The following is a 15833-nucleotide window of genomic DNA, read 5'->3' on the forward strand; positions in this document are numbered from 1 at the left end:
AAAGTCATTTGCAAACCAGGTTGCTGGGTTTATAATCAATTTAGTTAGTTATAGGAAAGTTATTTGTTTCCAGCCCGTAATGGTATTACCTCCCGTCATAGGGAGCAAGAAAAAGGAAAGTACCGTGCGCTTCTTCAGTTGTTCCCAGTTTTCTTCGCGATGCTCTGCCGCCGGTCCTCAGGCGCCGGCCCGTCCCATGCTGTTATCGCCGATCGCGGTGGCCGTTGTCTGTGCGCTGCTCGGCGCCTGCTCGAAACCGGTGGAAAAAACCGAGGATATCCGCCCGGTGCGGGTAATGGTGCTGGCCGGCAGCGACGTCGATGTCAACGCCGAGTTCGCAGGCGAAGTGCGGGCGCGGATCACCTCGCAGCTCGGTTTCCGTGTGGGCGGCAAGATCGTCAGCCGCAAGGTCGAGGTCGGCACACCGGTCAAGCGCGGCCAGGTGCTGATGGCGCTCGATCCGCAGGACCTGAAGTTGTCGCAGGCGCAGGCCCTGGCCGCGCTGCGCTCGGCCGAGACCAGCCGCGACCTGGCGCGCGCCGATGTCCAGCGCTACCGCGAGCTGCGCAGCAAAAATTTCGTCAGCCAGGCCGTGCTCGACGAGAAGGAGTCGGCGCTGAAGTCGGCCCAGGCATCGGTCGAGGCCCAGCAGGCGCTCTACAGCGGCCAGTCCAACCAGGCCGCCTATGCCACGCTGGTGTCGGACGTCGATGGCGTGGTCACCCAGGTCGAAGCGGAAGCAGGGCAGGTGGTGGCGCCCGGCACGCCGGTGGTGCAGGTGGCCAAGGACGGCGACAAGGAAGTGGTGATCGGTCTGCCGGAAGATAAGGTCGACGCCTTGCGCAAGGTCAGCGATGTGCGGGTGCGGCTGTGGGCCGATCCGGCCCGCACGGTGGCAGGCAAGATCCGCGAAATTGCGCCGGTGGCCGATGCGGCCACCCGTACCTACACGGCCAAGGTGACGGTGCCCGACGCCCTCGAGGCCAGGCTCGGCATGACGGCCGTGGTGCAGTTCGCCTCGCGCATGGCCACGCCGCAGATCAAGGTGCCGCTGACGGCGCTGTTCCACGAAAAATCGGCCACCGCGGTATGGGTGGTGGAAAACGGCGCGGTCCGGCTGGTGCCGGTAACGGTGGCTGGCGCCGACGGCAACGACCTGGTGCTGTCGGGCGGCGTCAAGCCCGGTCAGCGCGTGGTCACCGCCGGCGTCAACCTACTCAAGCCCGGCCAGAAGGTGACCATCCTCGGTAACGATGTGCCGGTAGCCAGCCCGGCCGGCGCTGCGGTTGCCCCCGCCGGAGCCGCCAAATGAAGGGTGGTTTCAACCTGTCGCGCTGGGCGCTCGAACACATCCCGCTCACCCGTTACCTGATCGCCGTGCTGCTGATCGGCGGCGCGCTCGCCTACGGCAGCCTGGGCCAGGATGAGGATCCGCCGTTCACGTTCCGCGCCATGGTGGTGCGCGCCATGTGGCCGGGCGCCACCGCCCTGCAAATGGCGGAACAGGTGACCGACAAGCTCGAGAAAAAGCTGCAGGAAACCCCGGGCATCGATGAAATCAGCAGTTATTCCAAGCCCGGCGAGACGCTGATCATCCTGAAATTGCGCGAATCGACGGCGCCCAAAGATGTGCCGCAATCGTGGTACCAGGTGCGCAAGAAAATCGGCGACATCGCCGGCACCCTGCCGTCGGGCGTGATCGGGCCCTTCTTCAACGACGAGTTCGGCGATACCTATGGCTCGATCTTTGCCCTGTCCGGCGACGGTTTCAATTACGCGGAAGTGAAGGAATATGCCGACTTCGTGCGCCAGCGCCTGCTGCGCGTGCCGTCGGTGGCCAAGGTCGAGCTGTTCGGGGTCCAGGATGAAAAGCTGATCATCGAGTTCTCGCACAAGAAATTCGCCCAGCTCGGCATTCCGATCGAGGCCATCGCCAACCAGATCGCCGCCCAGAACGCGGTGGAATCGACGGGCGTGCTGGTCACGCCCACCGACAACCTGCAGGTGCGGGTGTCGGGTGCCCTGAAAACCCCGCGCGACCTCGAGCAGCTGGAACTGCGCGCCAACGGCACCACGTTCCGGCTCGGCGATTTCGCCACTGTCAAGCGCGCCTACCAGGACCCGCCGAGCGACAAGATGCGTTTCAACGGCAAGGAAGTGATCGGGCTCGGCGTGTCGATGGAAAAGGGCGGCAACATCATCACGCTCGGCCGCAACATGGAAAAAACCGTGGCCGAGATCAAGGCCAGGCTGCCGGTCGGCATCGAGCTCGAACGCGTCTCGGACCAGCCGCAGGCGGTCAAGGCGTCGGTGGGCGAGTTCGTGCACACGCTGATCGAAGCGGTGCTGATCGTACTGGCCGTCAGCTTTGTCGCGCTCGGCCTGCATACCAAGCCGTTCCGGCTCGACGTGCGCCCGGGGCTGGTGGTGGCGCTGTCGATTCCGCTGGTGCTGGCAGTCACGTTCCTGTTCATGCGCATGCTCGACATCGACCTGCACAAGATCTCGCTCGGCGCCCTGATCATCGCGCTCGGCCTGCTGGTCGATGACGCCATCATCGCGGTGGAAATGATGGTGCGCAAGATGGAGGAGGGCATGTCGCGCTTCGATGCGGCCACGTTTGCCTACACGTCCACCGCGATCCCGATGTTGACCGGCACCCTGATCACGGTGGCCGGCTTCCTGCCGATCGGCCTGGCCAAGTCGGCAGCGGGCGAGTACACGTTCTCGCTGTTCTCGGTCAATGCGCTGGCACTGGTGATCTCGTGGGTGGTGGCGGTGACGTTTACGCCTTACCTGGGCTTCTTGCTGCTCAAGGTGAAGCCGCACGCGGCAGGCGGTCACAGCGACCACGACCTGTTCGACACGCCGGCGTTTCGCCGTTTCCGGGCGCTGGTCAACTGGTGCGTGGAATACCGCAAGACCACGATCGCGGCCACGCTGCTGGTGTTCGCGCTGGGCGTGTACGGCTTTAATTTCATCGAGAAGCAGTTCTTCCCCGATTCCAGCCGGCCCGAGCTGATGGTCGAGCTGTGGACGCCGGAAGGCACAAGCTTTGCCGCCAACGAAGCCCAGGTCAGGAAATTCGAAGCGTTCGTGCGCAAGCTGCCGGGCGTGGTCAGCGTGACCAGCTATGTCGGCACGGGCAGCCCGCGCTTTTACCTGCCGCTCGACCAGATTTTCCCGCAAAGTAATGTCTCGCAAATCGTCGTTCTGCCGCAGGACCTGGCTGCCCGGGCCGCCTTGCGCGAGCGCATCACCAAGGTGTTCCACGACGATTTTCCGGAAGTGCGCGGCCGCGTCAAGCTGCTGCCGAACGGACCGCCCGTGCCTTACCCGGTGCAGTTCCGCGTGACCGGCACCGAGGTGGCCAAGGTGCGCGCGATTGCCGACCAGGTCAAGGACATCATGCGCGCCAATCCCAACGCGATCGGCGTCAACGACAACTGGAACGAGTCGGTCAAGGTGCTGCGCCTGGACCTGGACCAGGACAAGATGCGGGCGCTGGGCGTGACCTCGCAGACGGTGATGCGCGCTGCCAACACCATCCTGTCCGGCACGACGGTGGGCCAGTTCCGCGAAGATATCAAGCTGATCGACATCCAGATCCGCCAGCCGGTCGAAGAGCGCAACACGATCTCGGTGCTCAACGACACAAACATTCCGACGGCCAGCGGCAAATACGTGCCGATCAGCCAGCTGGCGCGCGCGCACTTCGTGTGGGAGCCGGGCGTGGTGTGGCGCGAAGGGCGCGAGTGGGCGATCACGGTGCAGGCCGACGTGGGCGACCATATCCAGGGGGCGACCGTCTCAGGCCAGATCGACCCGCAGCTGAAGTCGCTGCGGGCGGCGCTGCCGCCCGGCTACGCCATCACCGTCAAGGGCGCCGCGGCCGACAGCGGCACGGCCGAAGCCTCGATTGCGGCCAACCTGCCGCTGGCGATCTTCATCATCTTCACGCTGCTGATGCTGCAGCTGCACAGCTTCTCGCGGGCGCTGCTGGTGTTCCTGACCGGTCCGCTGGGCGTGGCCGGCGCGGCAATGGCCTTGCTGCTGCTGGGCCGGCCGCTGGGCTTTGTCGCCAACCTCGGCATCATTGCGCTGTTCGGCATGATCATCCGCAACTCGGTGATCCTGGTGGACCAGATCGAGCAGGACATCGCTGCCGGGCATGATGCCTGGACCGCCATCGTTGAATCGGCCGTGCGGCGCTGCCGGCCCATTATCCTGACGGCTGCGGCGGCCGCGCTGGCCATGATCCCGCTGTCGCGCTCGGTGTTTTGGGGGCCGATGGCAGTCGCCATCATGGGCGGCCTGATCCTGGCGACCGCGTTGACGCTGCTGTTCCTGCCGGCCCTGTATGCGGCCTGGTTCCGGGTAAAAAAGCCGGTGGCCCGGCAGGAAACCGGCGTCGAAACGCGGTAAAACAGGGGAAATGCGGTGAGTAAATAGGTTCGATCGGGGCCTGATTTAAAAAACACCACATTTCTTAAAAAAACCCGTTAGAATACCGCGTTGAAGTTGAAAGCCCCCGAGTCTACCGGGGTAAGGGCGACCGTTTTCACTTACGGGTCGCCCTTTGCTTTTGTGCAAACATGCCGCGAGGATGGCGAAATTGGTAGACGCACCAGGTTTAGGTCCTGACGCCAGCAATGGTGTGGGGGTTCGAGTCCCCCTCCTCGCACCAACTGTATGATATTTTTTTGGACGATTTTTACATGGCAACTGCAGTCGAAACCTTGGGCAAACTCGAACGTCGTATCACGATCTCCTTCCCGCTGACCGAAGTCCGCGCCGAAGTGGAGAAGCGCCTGAAAGTGCAAGCCAAAACGGCTAAAGCACCGGGCTTCCGTCCGGGCAAAGTGCCGCTGAAAATGGTCGCAGCACAGTACGGTTATCAGATCGAAACCGACGTGCTGAACGATAAAGTTGGTCGTGCTTTCAACGACGCCGCAAACGAAGCGCAACTGCGCGTTGCCGGCTACCCGAACATCCAGCCGAAGGAAGACTCGCCAGCAGGCGTGCTGACCTTCGATGCCACCTTTGAAGTCTATCCGGAAGTACAGGTCGGCGACCTGACCACCGTGGAAATCGAAACCGTCAAGGCGGAAGTCACCGACGCCGAAATCGACAAGACCATCGACATCCTGCGCAAGCAGCGCGTGCACTTCCACACCAAGGGCGAAGCCGGCGAACACGGCGACGGCGGCGAGCCAGTCGCTGCCAACGGCGACCGCGCCACCGTCGATTTCGTCGGTTCGATCGACGGTGTCGAGTTCCCGGGCGGCAAAGCAGACGATTACCCGTTCGTGCTCGGCGAAGGCCGCATGCTGCCGGAATTCGAAGCAGCGACCATCGGCCTGAAAGTGGGCGAGTCGAAGACCTTCCCGCTGGCCTTCCCCGAGGACTACCATGGCAAGGACGTGGCCGGCAAGACCGCTTCGTTCACCATCACCCTGAAAAAACTGGAGTGGGCGCACCTGCCGGAAGTCGATGCAGAATTTGCCAAGTCGCTGGGCGTAGCGGACGGCGACATCGCCAAGATGCGCGAAGACATCAAGGTCAACCTGGAGCGCGAAGTGGCAGGCCGTGTCAAGGCACGCAACAAGGAAGCCGTCATGGATGCGCTGGTGAAAACCGCCACCCTGGACGTGCCGCAATCGCTGATCGCCCAGGACACCGAGCGTCTGGCCGAGATCACCCGCCAGGACATGGCGCAGCGCGGCATGAACGTCAAGGACGTGCCATTCCCGCCAGAACTGTTCGCAGACAAGGCCGAACGCCGCGTGCGCCTGGGCCTGATCCTGTCGCAGCTGGTCGGCGAAAACAACCTGCAAGCCCAGCCTGAACAGGTCAAGGCGCAGATCGAAGACTTCGCGCAAAGCTACGAAGACCCACGCGAAGTGCTGAAGTACTACTACAGCGATCGCCGCCGCCTGGCCGAAGTCGAAGCCCTTGTATTGGAAGAAAACGTCGTCAACTACGTGCTGGGCCTGTCGAAAACCTCGTCCAAGGCGATCGCCTTCGACGAACTGATGGGAAGCAACGCGCAAGCGTAATCCAGCTACGCTAGAATAGCGTTATACCCGGCGGCCCAAGCACCGTCATTCCCGCGCAGGCGGGAATCCAGTTTCGCGGCGTATCAGCAAAACTGGGCCCCCGCCCGTGCGGGGGTGACGCGCGAAGGTCGCCGTTCCTCCCTCTGGGCCCTAGCTGCTTCACAAGGAAAAAGAATGACTGGTTATAAAGATAACTTCGGCCGCAATCCTGCACTGGATGCCCAAGCCCTCGGCCTGGTGCCGATGGTGGTCGAACAAAGCGGTCGTGGCGAACGCTCGTACGACATCTACTCGCGCCTGCTCAAGGAGCGCGTGATCTTCCTCGTTGGCCCCGTCAACGACCAGATGGCCAACCTGATCGTGGCCCAGCTGCTGTTCCTGGAAAGCGAAAATCCGGACAAGGACATCTCGCTGTACATCAATTCCCCCGGCGGCTCCGTTTCGGCCGGCCTGGCGATCTTTGACACCATGCAGTTCATCAAGCCTGAAGTCTCGACCCTGTGCACCGGCATCGCCGCGTCGATGGGCGCCTTCCTGCTCGCGGCCGGCGCCAAGGGCAAGCGGTTCTCGCTGCCGAACTCGCGCGTCATGATTCACCAGCCATCGGGCGGTTCGCAAGGCATGGCGTCCGACATCGAGATCCAGGCCAAGGAAATCCTGTACCTGCGCCATCGCCTGAACGCCATCATGGCCGAGCGTACCGGCCAAACCATCGAACAGGTGGCAAAAGACACCGATCGCGACCGTTTCATGTCGGCCGAAGAGGCGGTAGAGTACGGCATTATCGACCAGGTACTGACCCATCGTGCCTGATCTGCGGGCTTGACGCCTGGCGATCATCACCGACGCCAACGCGCTGACGAATTGCCATGAAACGCCCGGGCGATCAATCGTTCGGGCGTTTCGTTTTTATTTCGGGTAGCATGTATCTGTGCGGACAGATCCGCGCCCATGCTTGCTTTCTGTGAAGTCAGCTTCAGCCCCTGTAACTAGAGAAAATTGCCCCATGTCAGACAAAAAATCCTCCAGCGGCGAAAAATTACTGTACTGCTCGTTTTGCGGCAAGAGCCAGCACGAGGTAAAGAAATTGATCGCCGGCCCGTCGGTGTTCATCTGCGACGAGTGCATCGACCTGTGCAACGACATCATCCGTGACGAAACCTCGGCCGTGGAAACGGTGGCCGGCGCCAAGTCGGACTTGCCGACCCCGAACGAAATCAAGGACTTGCTCGACCAGTACGTGATCGGTCAGCAGACCGCCAAGCGCATCCTGTCGGTGGCGGTGTATAACCACTACAAGCGCCTCAAGCACCTGGGCAAGAAAGACGATGTCGAACTGGCCAAGAGCAACATCCTGCTGGTCGGCCCGACCGGTTCCGGCAAGACGCTGCTGGCGCAAACGCTGGCGCGCATGCTCAACGTGCCGTTCGTGATCGCCGATGCGACCACGCTGACCGAAGCCGGCTACGTCGGTGAAGACGTCGAGAACATCATTCAGAAGCTGCTGCAGAGCTGCAACTACGACGTCGAGAAGGCCCAGCGCGGCATCGTCTATATCGACGAGATCGACAAGATTTCGCGCAAGTCGGACAATCCGTCGATCACCCGCGACGTCTCGGGCGAGGGCGTGCAGCAGGCGCTGCTGAAACTGATCGAAGGCACGATGGCGTCGGTGCCGCCGCAGGGCGGGCGCAAGCATCCGAACCAGGACTTCGTGCAGATCGACACCACCAACATCATGTTCATCTGCGGCGGCGCGTTCGACGGCCTGGCCAAGGTGATCTCGAACCGCTCGGAAAAATCGGGCATCGGTTTCTCGGCCAGCGTGAAGAGCAAGAAAGAACGCAGCAACAGCGAAGTGATGCAGGACGCCGAGCCGGAAGACCTGATCAAGTTCGGCCTGATTCCGGAACTGGTCGGCCGTCTGCCGGTGGTCGCCACCCTGGCCGAGCTGACCGAGGAAGCGCTGATCCAGATCCTGGTGGAGCCGAAGAATGCACTGGTCAAGCAATACGCCAAGCTGCTCGACATGGAAGGCGCCGAGCTGGAAATCCGTCCGGCCGCGCTGCATGCGATCGCCAAGAAGGCGCTGGCGCGCAAGACCGGCGCCCGTGGCCTGCGTTCCATCCTGGAACACGCGCTGCTCGACACCATGTACGAACTGCCGAATGAAACCAATGTCGTGAAAGTGGTCATTGATGAAAATACCATTACCAGCGGTGCCAAACCTTTATTGATTTACCAGGAACCGGCCAAAGTCTCTGGTGAGAATTAATTAAGAGGTGCACACTTATTCCGGGCCGGTGCAAAATTCATTTCGCGCTGCCCGGAGCAGGCGGTACAATTTAAATCAGGAACAGGGCAGGCTTGATTCGAAAAGCCACGCGTGACAGCAGCTGTTGCGCGTGGCTTTTGTCATTGCATCATCGGCGATATTGCGAACCGGATACGGCGGGGGGCAGTATTCTTTCATCCATAGTATTATTTCTCGTCGTTCGGTCTTGTGATTGGCCAGACCATCGCCACATCATCTTCACGCTTTCACATAAGGTACGCCATGACAACTTCCAAATTAACAGAGCAAACTCAACTGCCGTTATTGCCGCTGCGGGACGTCGTCGTATTTCCGCATATGGTGATACCGCTGTTCGTAGGACGCCCGAAATCGATCAAGGCGCTGGAAGCCGCTATGGAGCAGGGCAAGAGCATCATGCTTGCCGCCCAAAAAGCGGCCGCCAAGGATGAACCTTCTGCAGCCGATATCTATGAAATCGGCTGCGTAGCCAATATTCTGCAAATGCTCAAGCTGCCGGACGGCACGGTCAAGGTGCTGGTCGAAGGCGCCCAGCGCGCCCGCATCAACAGCATCGGCGACACGCCGACCCACTTCGTGGCCGAACTGACGCCGCTCGAGTCCGAGCTGGGCGACGATTCCGAAATCGAGGCAATGCGCCGCGCCATCGTTCAGCAGTTCGACCAGTACGTCAAACTGAACAAGAAAATCCCGCCCGAGATCCTCGCCTCGCTGTCGGGCATCGACGACGCCGGCCGCCTGGCCGACACGGTCGCCGCCCACCTGCCGCTCAAGCTCGAGCAGAAACAGGTGATCCTGGAGATCTTCAGCGTCGCCAAGCGCCTTGAACACCTGCTGGGCCAGCTCGAAGGCGAGCTCGACATCCTGCAGGTCGAAAAACGCATCCGTGGCCGCGTCAAGCGCCAGATGGAAAAATCGCAGCGCGAGTACTACCTGAACGAGCAGGTCAAGGCCATCCAGAAAGAACTGGGCGAGGGCGAAGACGGCGCCGACCTCGACGAGCTCGAGAAGAAAGTCGCGCTGGCCAAGATGCCGAAGGAAGCACTGGACAAGGCCACGGCCGAGCTGAAAAAACTCAAGCTGATGTCGCCGATGTCGGCCGAAGCCACCGTCGTGCGCAACTATATCGACACGCTGGTGAGCCTGCCGTGGAAGAAAAAATCCAAGGTCAACAACGACCTGTCGAATGCCGAGAAAGTGCTCGAAGGCGAACACTATGGCCTCGACAAGGTCAAGGAACGCATCCTCGAATACCTCGCGGTACAGCAGCGCGTCGACAAGCTGAAAGCGCCGATCCTGTGCTTCGTCGGTCCACCGGGCGTCGGTAAAACCTCGCTGGGGCAGTCGATCGCCCGCGCCACCAACCGCAAGTTCGTGCGCATGGCGCTCGGTGGCGTGCGCGACGAGGCCGAGATCCGCGGTCACCGTCGTACCTACATCGGCTCGATGCCGGGCAAGGTGCTGCAATCGCTGTCGAAAGTCGGCGTGCGCAACCCGCTGTTCCTGCTCGACGAGATCGACAAGATGGGCGCCGATTTCCGCGGCGATCCGTCGTCGGCCCTGCTCGAGGTGCTCGATCCTGAACAGAACCACACGTTCTCGGACCACTACATCGAAGTGGACTTCGACCTGTCGGACGTGATGTTCGTGGCCACCTCGAACTCGTACAACATTCCGCCGGCGCTGCTCGACCGCATGGAAGTGATCCGCCTGTCCGGCTACACCGAGGACGAGAAGACCAACATCGCCATGCGCTACCTGCTGCCCAAGCAGATCAAGAACAACGGCCTCAAGGAAGACGAGATTTCGGTGTCCGAAGCGACGCTGCGCGACATCATCCGTTACTACACGCGCGAAGCCGGCGTGCGTTCGCTGGAACGCGAAGTGTCGAAAATCTGCCGCAAGGTCGTCAAGATGCTGCTGCTGAAAAAGTCCGACAAAAAAGTGCTGGTTACGCCGAAAAACCTGGACAAATTCCTCGGTGTGCGCCGTTACGATTTCGGCGTGGCAGAGAAGGAAAACCAGATCGGCCAGGTGGTCGGCCTGGCCTGGACCGAAGTCGGCGGCGACCTGCTGACCATCGAAGCGGTGTCGATGCCCGGCAAAGGCGGCGTGATCCGCACCGGTACGCTCGGCGACGTGATGAAGGAATCGATCGAAGCGGCCCGCACCGTCGTGCGCAGCCGCGCCCAGCGCCTCGGCATCAAGAACGAGGTGTTCGAGAAGAGCGATATCCACATCCACGTGCCGGAAGGCGCCACGCCGAAAGACGGTCCATCGGCCGGTGCGGCGATGACGGTGGCGATGGTGTCGGTATTTACCGGCATCCCGGTGCGCGCCGACGTGGCGATGACGGGCGAGATCACGCTGCGCGGTGAAGTCCTGCCGATCGGCGGTCTCAAGGAAAAACTGCTGGCGGCCCAGCGCGGCGGCATCAAGACCGTGCTGATCCCCGAGCAGAACGTCAAGGACCTGGCCGATATTCCGGACAACGTCAAGAACAAGCTCGAGATCGTGCCGGTGCGCTGGATCGACAAGGTGCTGGAAGTGGCGCTCGAGCGTCAGCCGGAACCGTTGACGGAGACGGCGCCGGTCGAAGCGGTGGCAGCGGCAGCAGCGAAACCGGACGGCAAAGCGGACGTAGTAAAGCACTAACAGACATTCGTTTTTAGTATCGTGTTTTATCCGAAACAGGCGCTTTTATAGCGCCTGTTTTTATTTTTTTACCTGGTTTTCTACCGTGCCAACCTTGACAGCACGGCAGGCTGGCTTGTTTAATACGGCCTGAGATTTTTCTCGGCCCGGATTCAAAGGTTTATGACCGATAAATGACGGGCCAAATGTTATAACTTATGTGACGGGGAATTGCTTTGAATAAGACTGAATTGATCGACCATATCGCTGCTTCCGCTGATATTTCGAAAGCTGCTGCTGCACGTGCGCTGGACGCCGTCATCGACGGTGTGACCACCACCCTGCAAAAGAACGACAGCGTTACCCTGGTCGGCTTCGGCACTTTCTCTGTGAGCGAACGCGCCGCCCGTACCGGCCGCAATCCGCGCACCAAGGAAGAAATCACGATCGACGCTGCAAAAGTTCCTAAATTTAAAGCTGGCAAAGCGTTGAAAGATGCTGTAAACTAACGGACTTCGGTGAGCAGCCAGGCTGGTTCGGCTGCTTGCGATGGCAAAACTGGGGCGGTTAGCTCAGTTGGTAGAGCGGAGCCCTTACAAGGCTTAGGTCGGGAGTTCGAGCCTCTCACCGCCCACCAGAGTTTGCAAAATGTTGTGCCCTGTAGTAGAATGTTGCACCTGATAAGTTTGCTGGAGCGGTAGTTCAGTTGGTTAGAATACCGGCCTGTCACGCCGGGGGTCGCGGGTTCGAGTCCCGTCCGCTCCGCCAGCAGATTGTCAGAGTATGCAATATAGGTTGTACCCAAAGGAGCGGTAGTTCAGTTGGTTAGAATACCGGCCTGTCACGCCGGGGGTCGCGGGTTCGAGTCCCGTCCGCTCCGCCAAGAACAAGATACCCCGCAGCCAGCAATGGCTGCGGGGTTTTTCTTTTTCAGCTTCCTTATTGACGGGCTGATTAATTCGGCCTCATCCTTAAAGCCCGATCCGGGCCATAGCAAGCTGCCATGATTACCCTTGCTATAGAGGTGTGTGCGCTGTAAAATCCCCTGGAGTTGGCGGACGCGAGTTCGCCATTTTTGTATGTGCAAGTCCCTATCAATCCGAATTGGCTGACCATGTTTGAATTTATTCGTAATCATCAACGTTTGATGCAGATTCTCCTGGCGATCATCATCGTCCCGTCGTTTGCCCTCGTCGGTCTGGAAAGCTACAAAGGTTTCGGTGATGCCGCCACCACCATTGCCAAGGTCGGCGGTCAACCGCTGAGCCAGCAGGAGTTCGACAATGCCCTGCGTAACGCGCTCGACAACTACCGCCAGCGCATGGGCCAGCAGTTCGACCAGAAACTGTTCGATACGCCCGAGTTCAAGCAAAACATCCTCGACCAGCTGATCGCCGAGCGCGCCATCGGCGCCGAAGTCACGCGTTCCAACCTCACCATCAGCGATGGCCAGCTGCAACGCGCCATTATCGACCTGTTCGGCGGCGCCGCCAATTTCGACATGGAGCGCTACAAGGCCATCCTGGCGTCGCAAGGCCTGACGCCGGCCATGAACGATGCGCGCATGCGCCGCGACATGGCCCTGCAACAGCTGGGCGGCGCCGTGCAAAATACCGGTTTCGCCCCGCGCACGGTGGCCACCGCGCTGTCGAACATCGGTTCGCAGGAACGCGAAGTCCAGGAACTGATGTTGCCGGTCACCGATTTCGTGCCGCAGGTCAAGGTGACCGACGCCATGGTCAAAGCCTATTACGACAAGAACGCCAAGTTCTTCGAAGTGCCGGAGCAGGCCCGCATCGAATACGTGGTGCTCAACAACGAAGCCGTGCTGAACCAGGTAAAAATTACCGACGCGGACATCGCCAAGTATTACGACGCCAACCAGGCCGCGTTCACCGTACCGGAAAGCCGCCGCGCCGCCCACATCCTGATCGCCGTGAAAAAAGATGCGAGCGCTGCCGACGTGGCTGCCGCCAAGGCCAAGGCCGATGCCATCGCTGCCGAACTGCGCAAGGCGCCGGGCGACTTCGCCAAGGTGGCCAAGGAAAAATCGCAGGATCCGACGTCCGAGCAGGGCGGCGACCTCGATATCGTGACAAAGGGCAGCCTACCGGCGCCGCTGGAAGCGGTCGTTATGAAACTCAAGCAGGGCGAGATCAGCGATCCGGTCCGGTCCGATTATGGTTTCCACGTGCTGACCGTGACCGCGCTCAAGCCTGCCGTGGTCAAGCCGCTGGAATCGGTCAAGACCGAAGTGGCCGATGCCCTGAAAGCGTCGCAGGCATCGAAGAAATACTCGGAGATGGCGGAAACCTTCACCAACACCGTCTACGAGCAGGCGGACAGCCTGAAGCCGGTCGCCGACAAGCTGGGCCTGAAAATCGAAACCGCCAGCAATGTCTCGCGTGTACCATCGCCGCAGGCGGGCAAGGCGCCGTATAACAACGCCAAGTTCCTTACCGCGCTGTTCTCGAACGAATCGCTGACCAAGAAGACCAACACCGAAGCCGTCGAAACCGCGCCGAGCACGCTGGTGGCCGGCCGCATCGTCGACTTCAAACCGGCGTCGCGCCGTCCGCTGGCCGAAGTCGATGCGGCCATCCGCCAGCGCGTGACGATGGAAGAAGCGGCCAAGCTGGCCGCCAAGGCCGGCGCCGAGAAACTGGCTGCCGCCAAGAAGTCCGGTGACGCTGCCGGCTTCGGTCCCGCCAAGCTGGTGTCGCGCAGCAAGCCCGAAGGCTTGAACGGCGTGGCGCTGCAAGACGTGATGAAAGCCGACACCAGCAAGCTGCCAGCTTACGTGGGCGTGGACTTGCCGGGCATGGGCTACGCCGTGTACCGCATCGGCAAAGTGCAGCAGCCGGCCCAGCAGGACGCCGAGCGCCGCAAGCAGGAAGCCGAGCAGATCGGCACCATCATTGCCCAGCAGGAGATGTACGAGTACATCGAGCTGCTCAAGCAGCGCGCCAAGGTCAAGATCCTCAAGCCGATCGCCACTGCCACGGTGACCGAAGTGAAGGAATAAAAGGGAGCCTCAACAGCACCATCCAAAAAAAAGCCGCGTTTTATACGCGGCTTTTTTTCGTCTGCCGGGTGGCTAGGCGACGGTGTCGATCAGGTAGCGCGCGCCCTGGGCAAAATCGGCGGCGCCGATATCGGCCAGTGTCAGCGGCAGCGCCTGTTCGTAGCGGACGAAGTTGCGGTCGATCGAGCGCAGGTAGGCCGGGTCGTAGTGCTCGGCCAGCAGCTCGTCGACCAGTTGCGGCATGGCGCCGCTGTCGGCCATGGCCTGCCAGCGCCGGATTTTTTCCTTGCCGTGCAGCGCGGTCAGGTGTTCGAGCTGGGCATTGAGCGTGGCGGGGCTGACCAGGAAGTGCGCGTAGTCTTCCATCAGCAGGCGCACGCGGTCGCCCCGTGACAGGGTCAGCGCGATGCAGTCCGAGGCGCGCATGGCGTCCATCAGCGCGGCCGGCACGCGCAGGTTGCCGACCTTTTTGCTTTCCGATTCCACGAACACGGGCCGCGCCGGATCGCAGCGGCGCAGGCAGTCCCAGATGCGGGTCTCGAAAGCTTTCTGGCTCGGTTGCGCCTGGCTGGGCAGGTGACCGAGCACCGAGCCGCGGTGGGCGGCCAGCTGTTCCAGGTCCAGCACCTGCGCGCCGTGCGCGGCCAGCACTTCGAGCAGGCGGCTCTTGCCGCTGCCCGTGGTGCCGCAGATGACCTTGAAGCGCAGTTGCGGCGCCTGCTCCAGTGCCGCATTCACCTCGGCGCGGAAGGCCTTGTAGCCGCCTTCGAGCTGGACCACGGGCCAGCCGATCTTGGACAGGATGTGCGCCATGGCGCCGCTGCGGTTGCCGCCGCGCCAGCAATAGACGAGCGGGCGCCATTCGCGCGGGTGCGCCAGCCACAGCTGCTCGATGTGGTCGGCGATATTCCTGGCAACCAGGGCGCCGCCCAGCTTCTTGGCTTCGAACGATCCGACCTGCTTGTACATGGTGCCGACGCGGATGCGCTGCTCGTCGTCGAGCACCGGGGCGTTGATGGCGCCGGGCAGGTGGTCTTGCGCATACTCGCAGGGACTGCGGGCGTCGATGATGGCGTCGAAGCTGGCCAGCTGGGGCAACACCTCGGCGATGCCGAGCACTTCCGGATATTTCATTTTGCCTTGATCGCTTTTTCCAGCACGGGCCAGATATTGTTGAGAATGACGGGGTGGGCCTCGGCCAGCGGATGCAGGCGGTCGGGCTGGAACAGCTGCGGTTTGTCGGCCACGCCGTCGAGCATGAACGGCACCAGCGGCGCTTTCAGCTCACGGCTCAGCGTGCCGTACATGGCGTAGAACTTGTCGGCATAATCGCGGCCGTAATTGGGCGGAATGCGCATGCCGATCAGCATGACCTTGCTGCCAGACTTGCCGGCAGCGTCGGCCATGGCCTGGAGGTTGGCCTGGGCGGCCGCCACCGGCAAGCCGCGCAAGCCATCGTTGGCGCCCAGTTCGATCACCACCAGCGCCGGCTGGTACTTGGCCAGCAGCGCCGGCAGGCGCGAGCGCCCGCCACTGGTGGTCTCGCCGCTGACGCTGGCGTTGACCAGCTCGGCATCGATTTTCTGCTGTTTGAGCTTTCTGTCGGCCAGCGCCACCCAGCCCGTGCCACGGGCCAGGCCGTATTCGGCAGACAGGCTGTCGCCGAGCACGAGGACTGTTTTTGGTGCAGAATAAGCGCTCGCCGCTGCCGCCAGCATCAGGCAGGCAGCTGCTGCGTGTACACTCAGTTTTTTTGCTAACTTCATTACCATATCGCGCATGCCAGATTTTCCTCAAGCGT

10 protein-coding genes and 4 tRNA genes are annotated in these 15833 nt (G+C 61.5%); 12 read left to right on the forward strand and 2 right to left on the reverse strand.

The features are described 5' to 3' along the window. Window positions 1-196: 196 nt before the first annotated feature. The 12 genes from ASF61_RS19770 (at window position 197) to ASF61_RS19825 (ending at window position 14032) form a co-directional block, all read left to right on the forward strand. Entirely contained in the window at window positions 197-1312 is a 1116-nt protein-coding gene (locus tag ASF61_RS19770; RefSeq protein WP_056159979.1) for an efflux RND transporter periplasmic adaptor subunit, read from the forward strand. Beyond that, a complete protein-coding gene (locus ASF61_RS19775; protein ID WP_056159982.1) occupies window positions 1309-4425 on the forward strand; it encodes an efflux RND transporter permease subunit in 3117 nt (1038 codons plus the stop codon). Before ASF61_RS19770 ends, ASF61_RS19775 begins: the two co-directional genes overlap by 4 nt. Window positions 4426-4600: 175 nt before the next feature. Further along, window positions 4601-4687 (forward strand) — tRNA-Leu (locus ASF61_RS19780). A 31-nt stretch (window positions 4688-4718) separates the two neighbouring features. Then, window positions 4719-6059 (forward strand): trigger factor, encoded by a 1341-nt coding sequence (gene tig, locus ASF61_RS19785; RefSeq protein ID WP_056160281.1) that lies wholly within the window; start codon window positions 4719-4721, stop codon window positions 6057-6059. Window positions 6060-6233: 174 nt separating this feature from the next. Further along, on the forward strand, window positions 6234-6872 hold the full coding sequence (clpP, locus tag ASF61_RS19790) for an ATP-dependent Clp endopeptidase proteolytic subunit ClpP (RefSeq protein ID WP_056159984.1): 639 nt from the start codon (window positions 6234-6236) through the stop codon (window positions 6870-6872). A gap of 193 nt (window positions 6873-7065) precedes the next feature. Continuing rightward, the gene (clpX, locus tag ASF61_RS19795; RefSeq protein WP_056159987.1) at window positions 7066-8334 is read left to right on the forward strand and encodes an ATP-dependent Clp protease ATP-binding subunit ClpX; all 1269 of its coding nucleotides are present in this window, start codon (window positions 7066-7068) and stop codon (window positions 8332-8334) included. 282 nt (window positions 8335-8616) lie between these two features. Next, a complete protein-coding gene (gene lon, locus ASF61_RS19800) occupies window positions 8617-11028 on the forward strand; it encodes an endopeptidase La (protein ID WP_056159990.1) in 2412 nt (803 codons plus the stop codon). Between the two features lie 215 nt (window positions 11029-11243). Next, window positions 11244-11516: an HU family DNA-binding protein gene (locus tag ASF61_RS19805; protein ID WP_056159993.1), complete on the forward strand. Its 273-nt coding sequence runs from the start codon at window positions 11244-11246 to the stop codon at window positions 11514-11516. 52 nt (window positions 11517-11568) lie between these two features. Next, window positions 11569-11644 (forward strand) — tRNA-Val (locus ASF61_RS19810). Window positions 11645-11698: 54 nt separating this feature from the next. Further along, window positions 11699-11775: transfer RNA gene (locus tag ASF61_RS19815), tRNA-Asp, on the forward strand. A 38-nt stretch (window positions 11776-11813) separates the two neighbouring features. Beyond that, window positions 11814-11890: transfer RNA gene (locus tag ASF61_RS19820), tRNA-Asp, on the forward strand. A 231-nt stretch (window positions 11891-12121) separates the two neighbouring features. Next, entirely contained in the window at window positions 12122-14032 is a 1911-nt protein-coding gene (locus ASF61_RS19825) for a SurA N-terminal domain-containing protein (RefSeq protein ID WP_082491838.1), read from the forward strand. A 72-nt stretch (window positions 14033-14104) separates the two neighbouring features. Here the strand turns inward: ASF61_RS19825 and mnmH are convergent, their stop codons facing one another. Then, window positions 14105-15166: a tRNA 2-selenouridine(34) synthase MnmH gene (gene mnmH / locus ASF61_RS19830; RefSeq protein ID WP_056159998.1), complete on the reverse strand. Its 1062-nt coding sequence runs from the start codon at window positions 15164-15166 to the stop codon at window positions 14105-14107. Continuing rightward, window positions 15163-15813 (reverse strand): arylesterase, encoded by a 651-nt coding sequence (locus tag ASF61_RS19835; protein WP_056160001.1) that lies wholly within the window; start codon window positions 15811-15813, stop codon window positions 15163-15165. The genes mnmH and ASF61_RS19835 overlap by 4 nt, the downstream gene beginning before the upstream one ends. Window positions 15814-15833: the final 20 nt, after the last annotated feature.

This window comes from Duganella sp. Leaf126, from assembly GCF_001423125.1.
In the GTDB taxonomy this organism is placed as follows: Bacteria; Pseudomonadota; Gammaproteobacteria; order Burkholderiales; family Burkholderiaceae_D; genus Rugamonas.

What these genes read in the sequence shown, in the direction of transcription:
- ASF61_RS19770 (WP_056159979.1), top strand. Translation starts at nt 197, where the DNA reads ATGCTGTTATCGCCGATCGCGGTGGCCGTTGTCTGTGCGCTGCTCGGC.
- clpP (WP_056159984.1), top strand. Translation starts at nt 6,234, where the DNA reads ATGACTGGTTATAAAGATAACTTCGGCCGCAATCCTGCACTGGATGCC.
- mnmH (WP_056159998.1), bottom strand. Translation starts at nt 15,166, where the DNA reads ATGAAATATCCGGAAGTGCTCGGCATCGCCGAGGTGTTGCCCCAGCTG.
- ASF61_RS19775 (WP_056159982.1), top strand. Translation starts at nt 1,309, where the DNA reads ATGAAGGGTGGTTTCAACCTGTCGCGCTGGGCGCTCGAACACATCCCG.
- lon (WP_056159990.1), top strand. Translation starts at nt 8,617, where the DNA reads ATGACAACTTCCAAATTAACAGAGCAAACTCAACTGCCGTTATTGCCG.
- ASF61_RS19825 (WP_082491838.1), top strand. Translation starts at nt 12,122, where the DNA reads ATGTTTGAATTTATTCGTAATCATCAACGTTTGATGCAGATTCTCCTG.
- clpX (WP_056159987.1), top strand. Translation starts at nt 7,066, where the DNA reads ATGTCAGACAAAAAATCCTCCAGCGGCGAAAAATTACTGTACTGCTCG.
- ASF61_RS19835 (WP_056160001.1), bottom strand. Translation starts at nt 15,813, where the DNA reads ATGCGCGATATGGTAATGAAGTTAGCAAAAAAACTGAGTGTACACGCA.
- tig (WP_056160281.1), top strand. Translation starts at nt 4,719, where the DNA reads ATGGCAACTGCAGTCGAAACCTTGGGCAAACTCGAACGTCGTATCACG.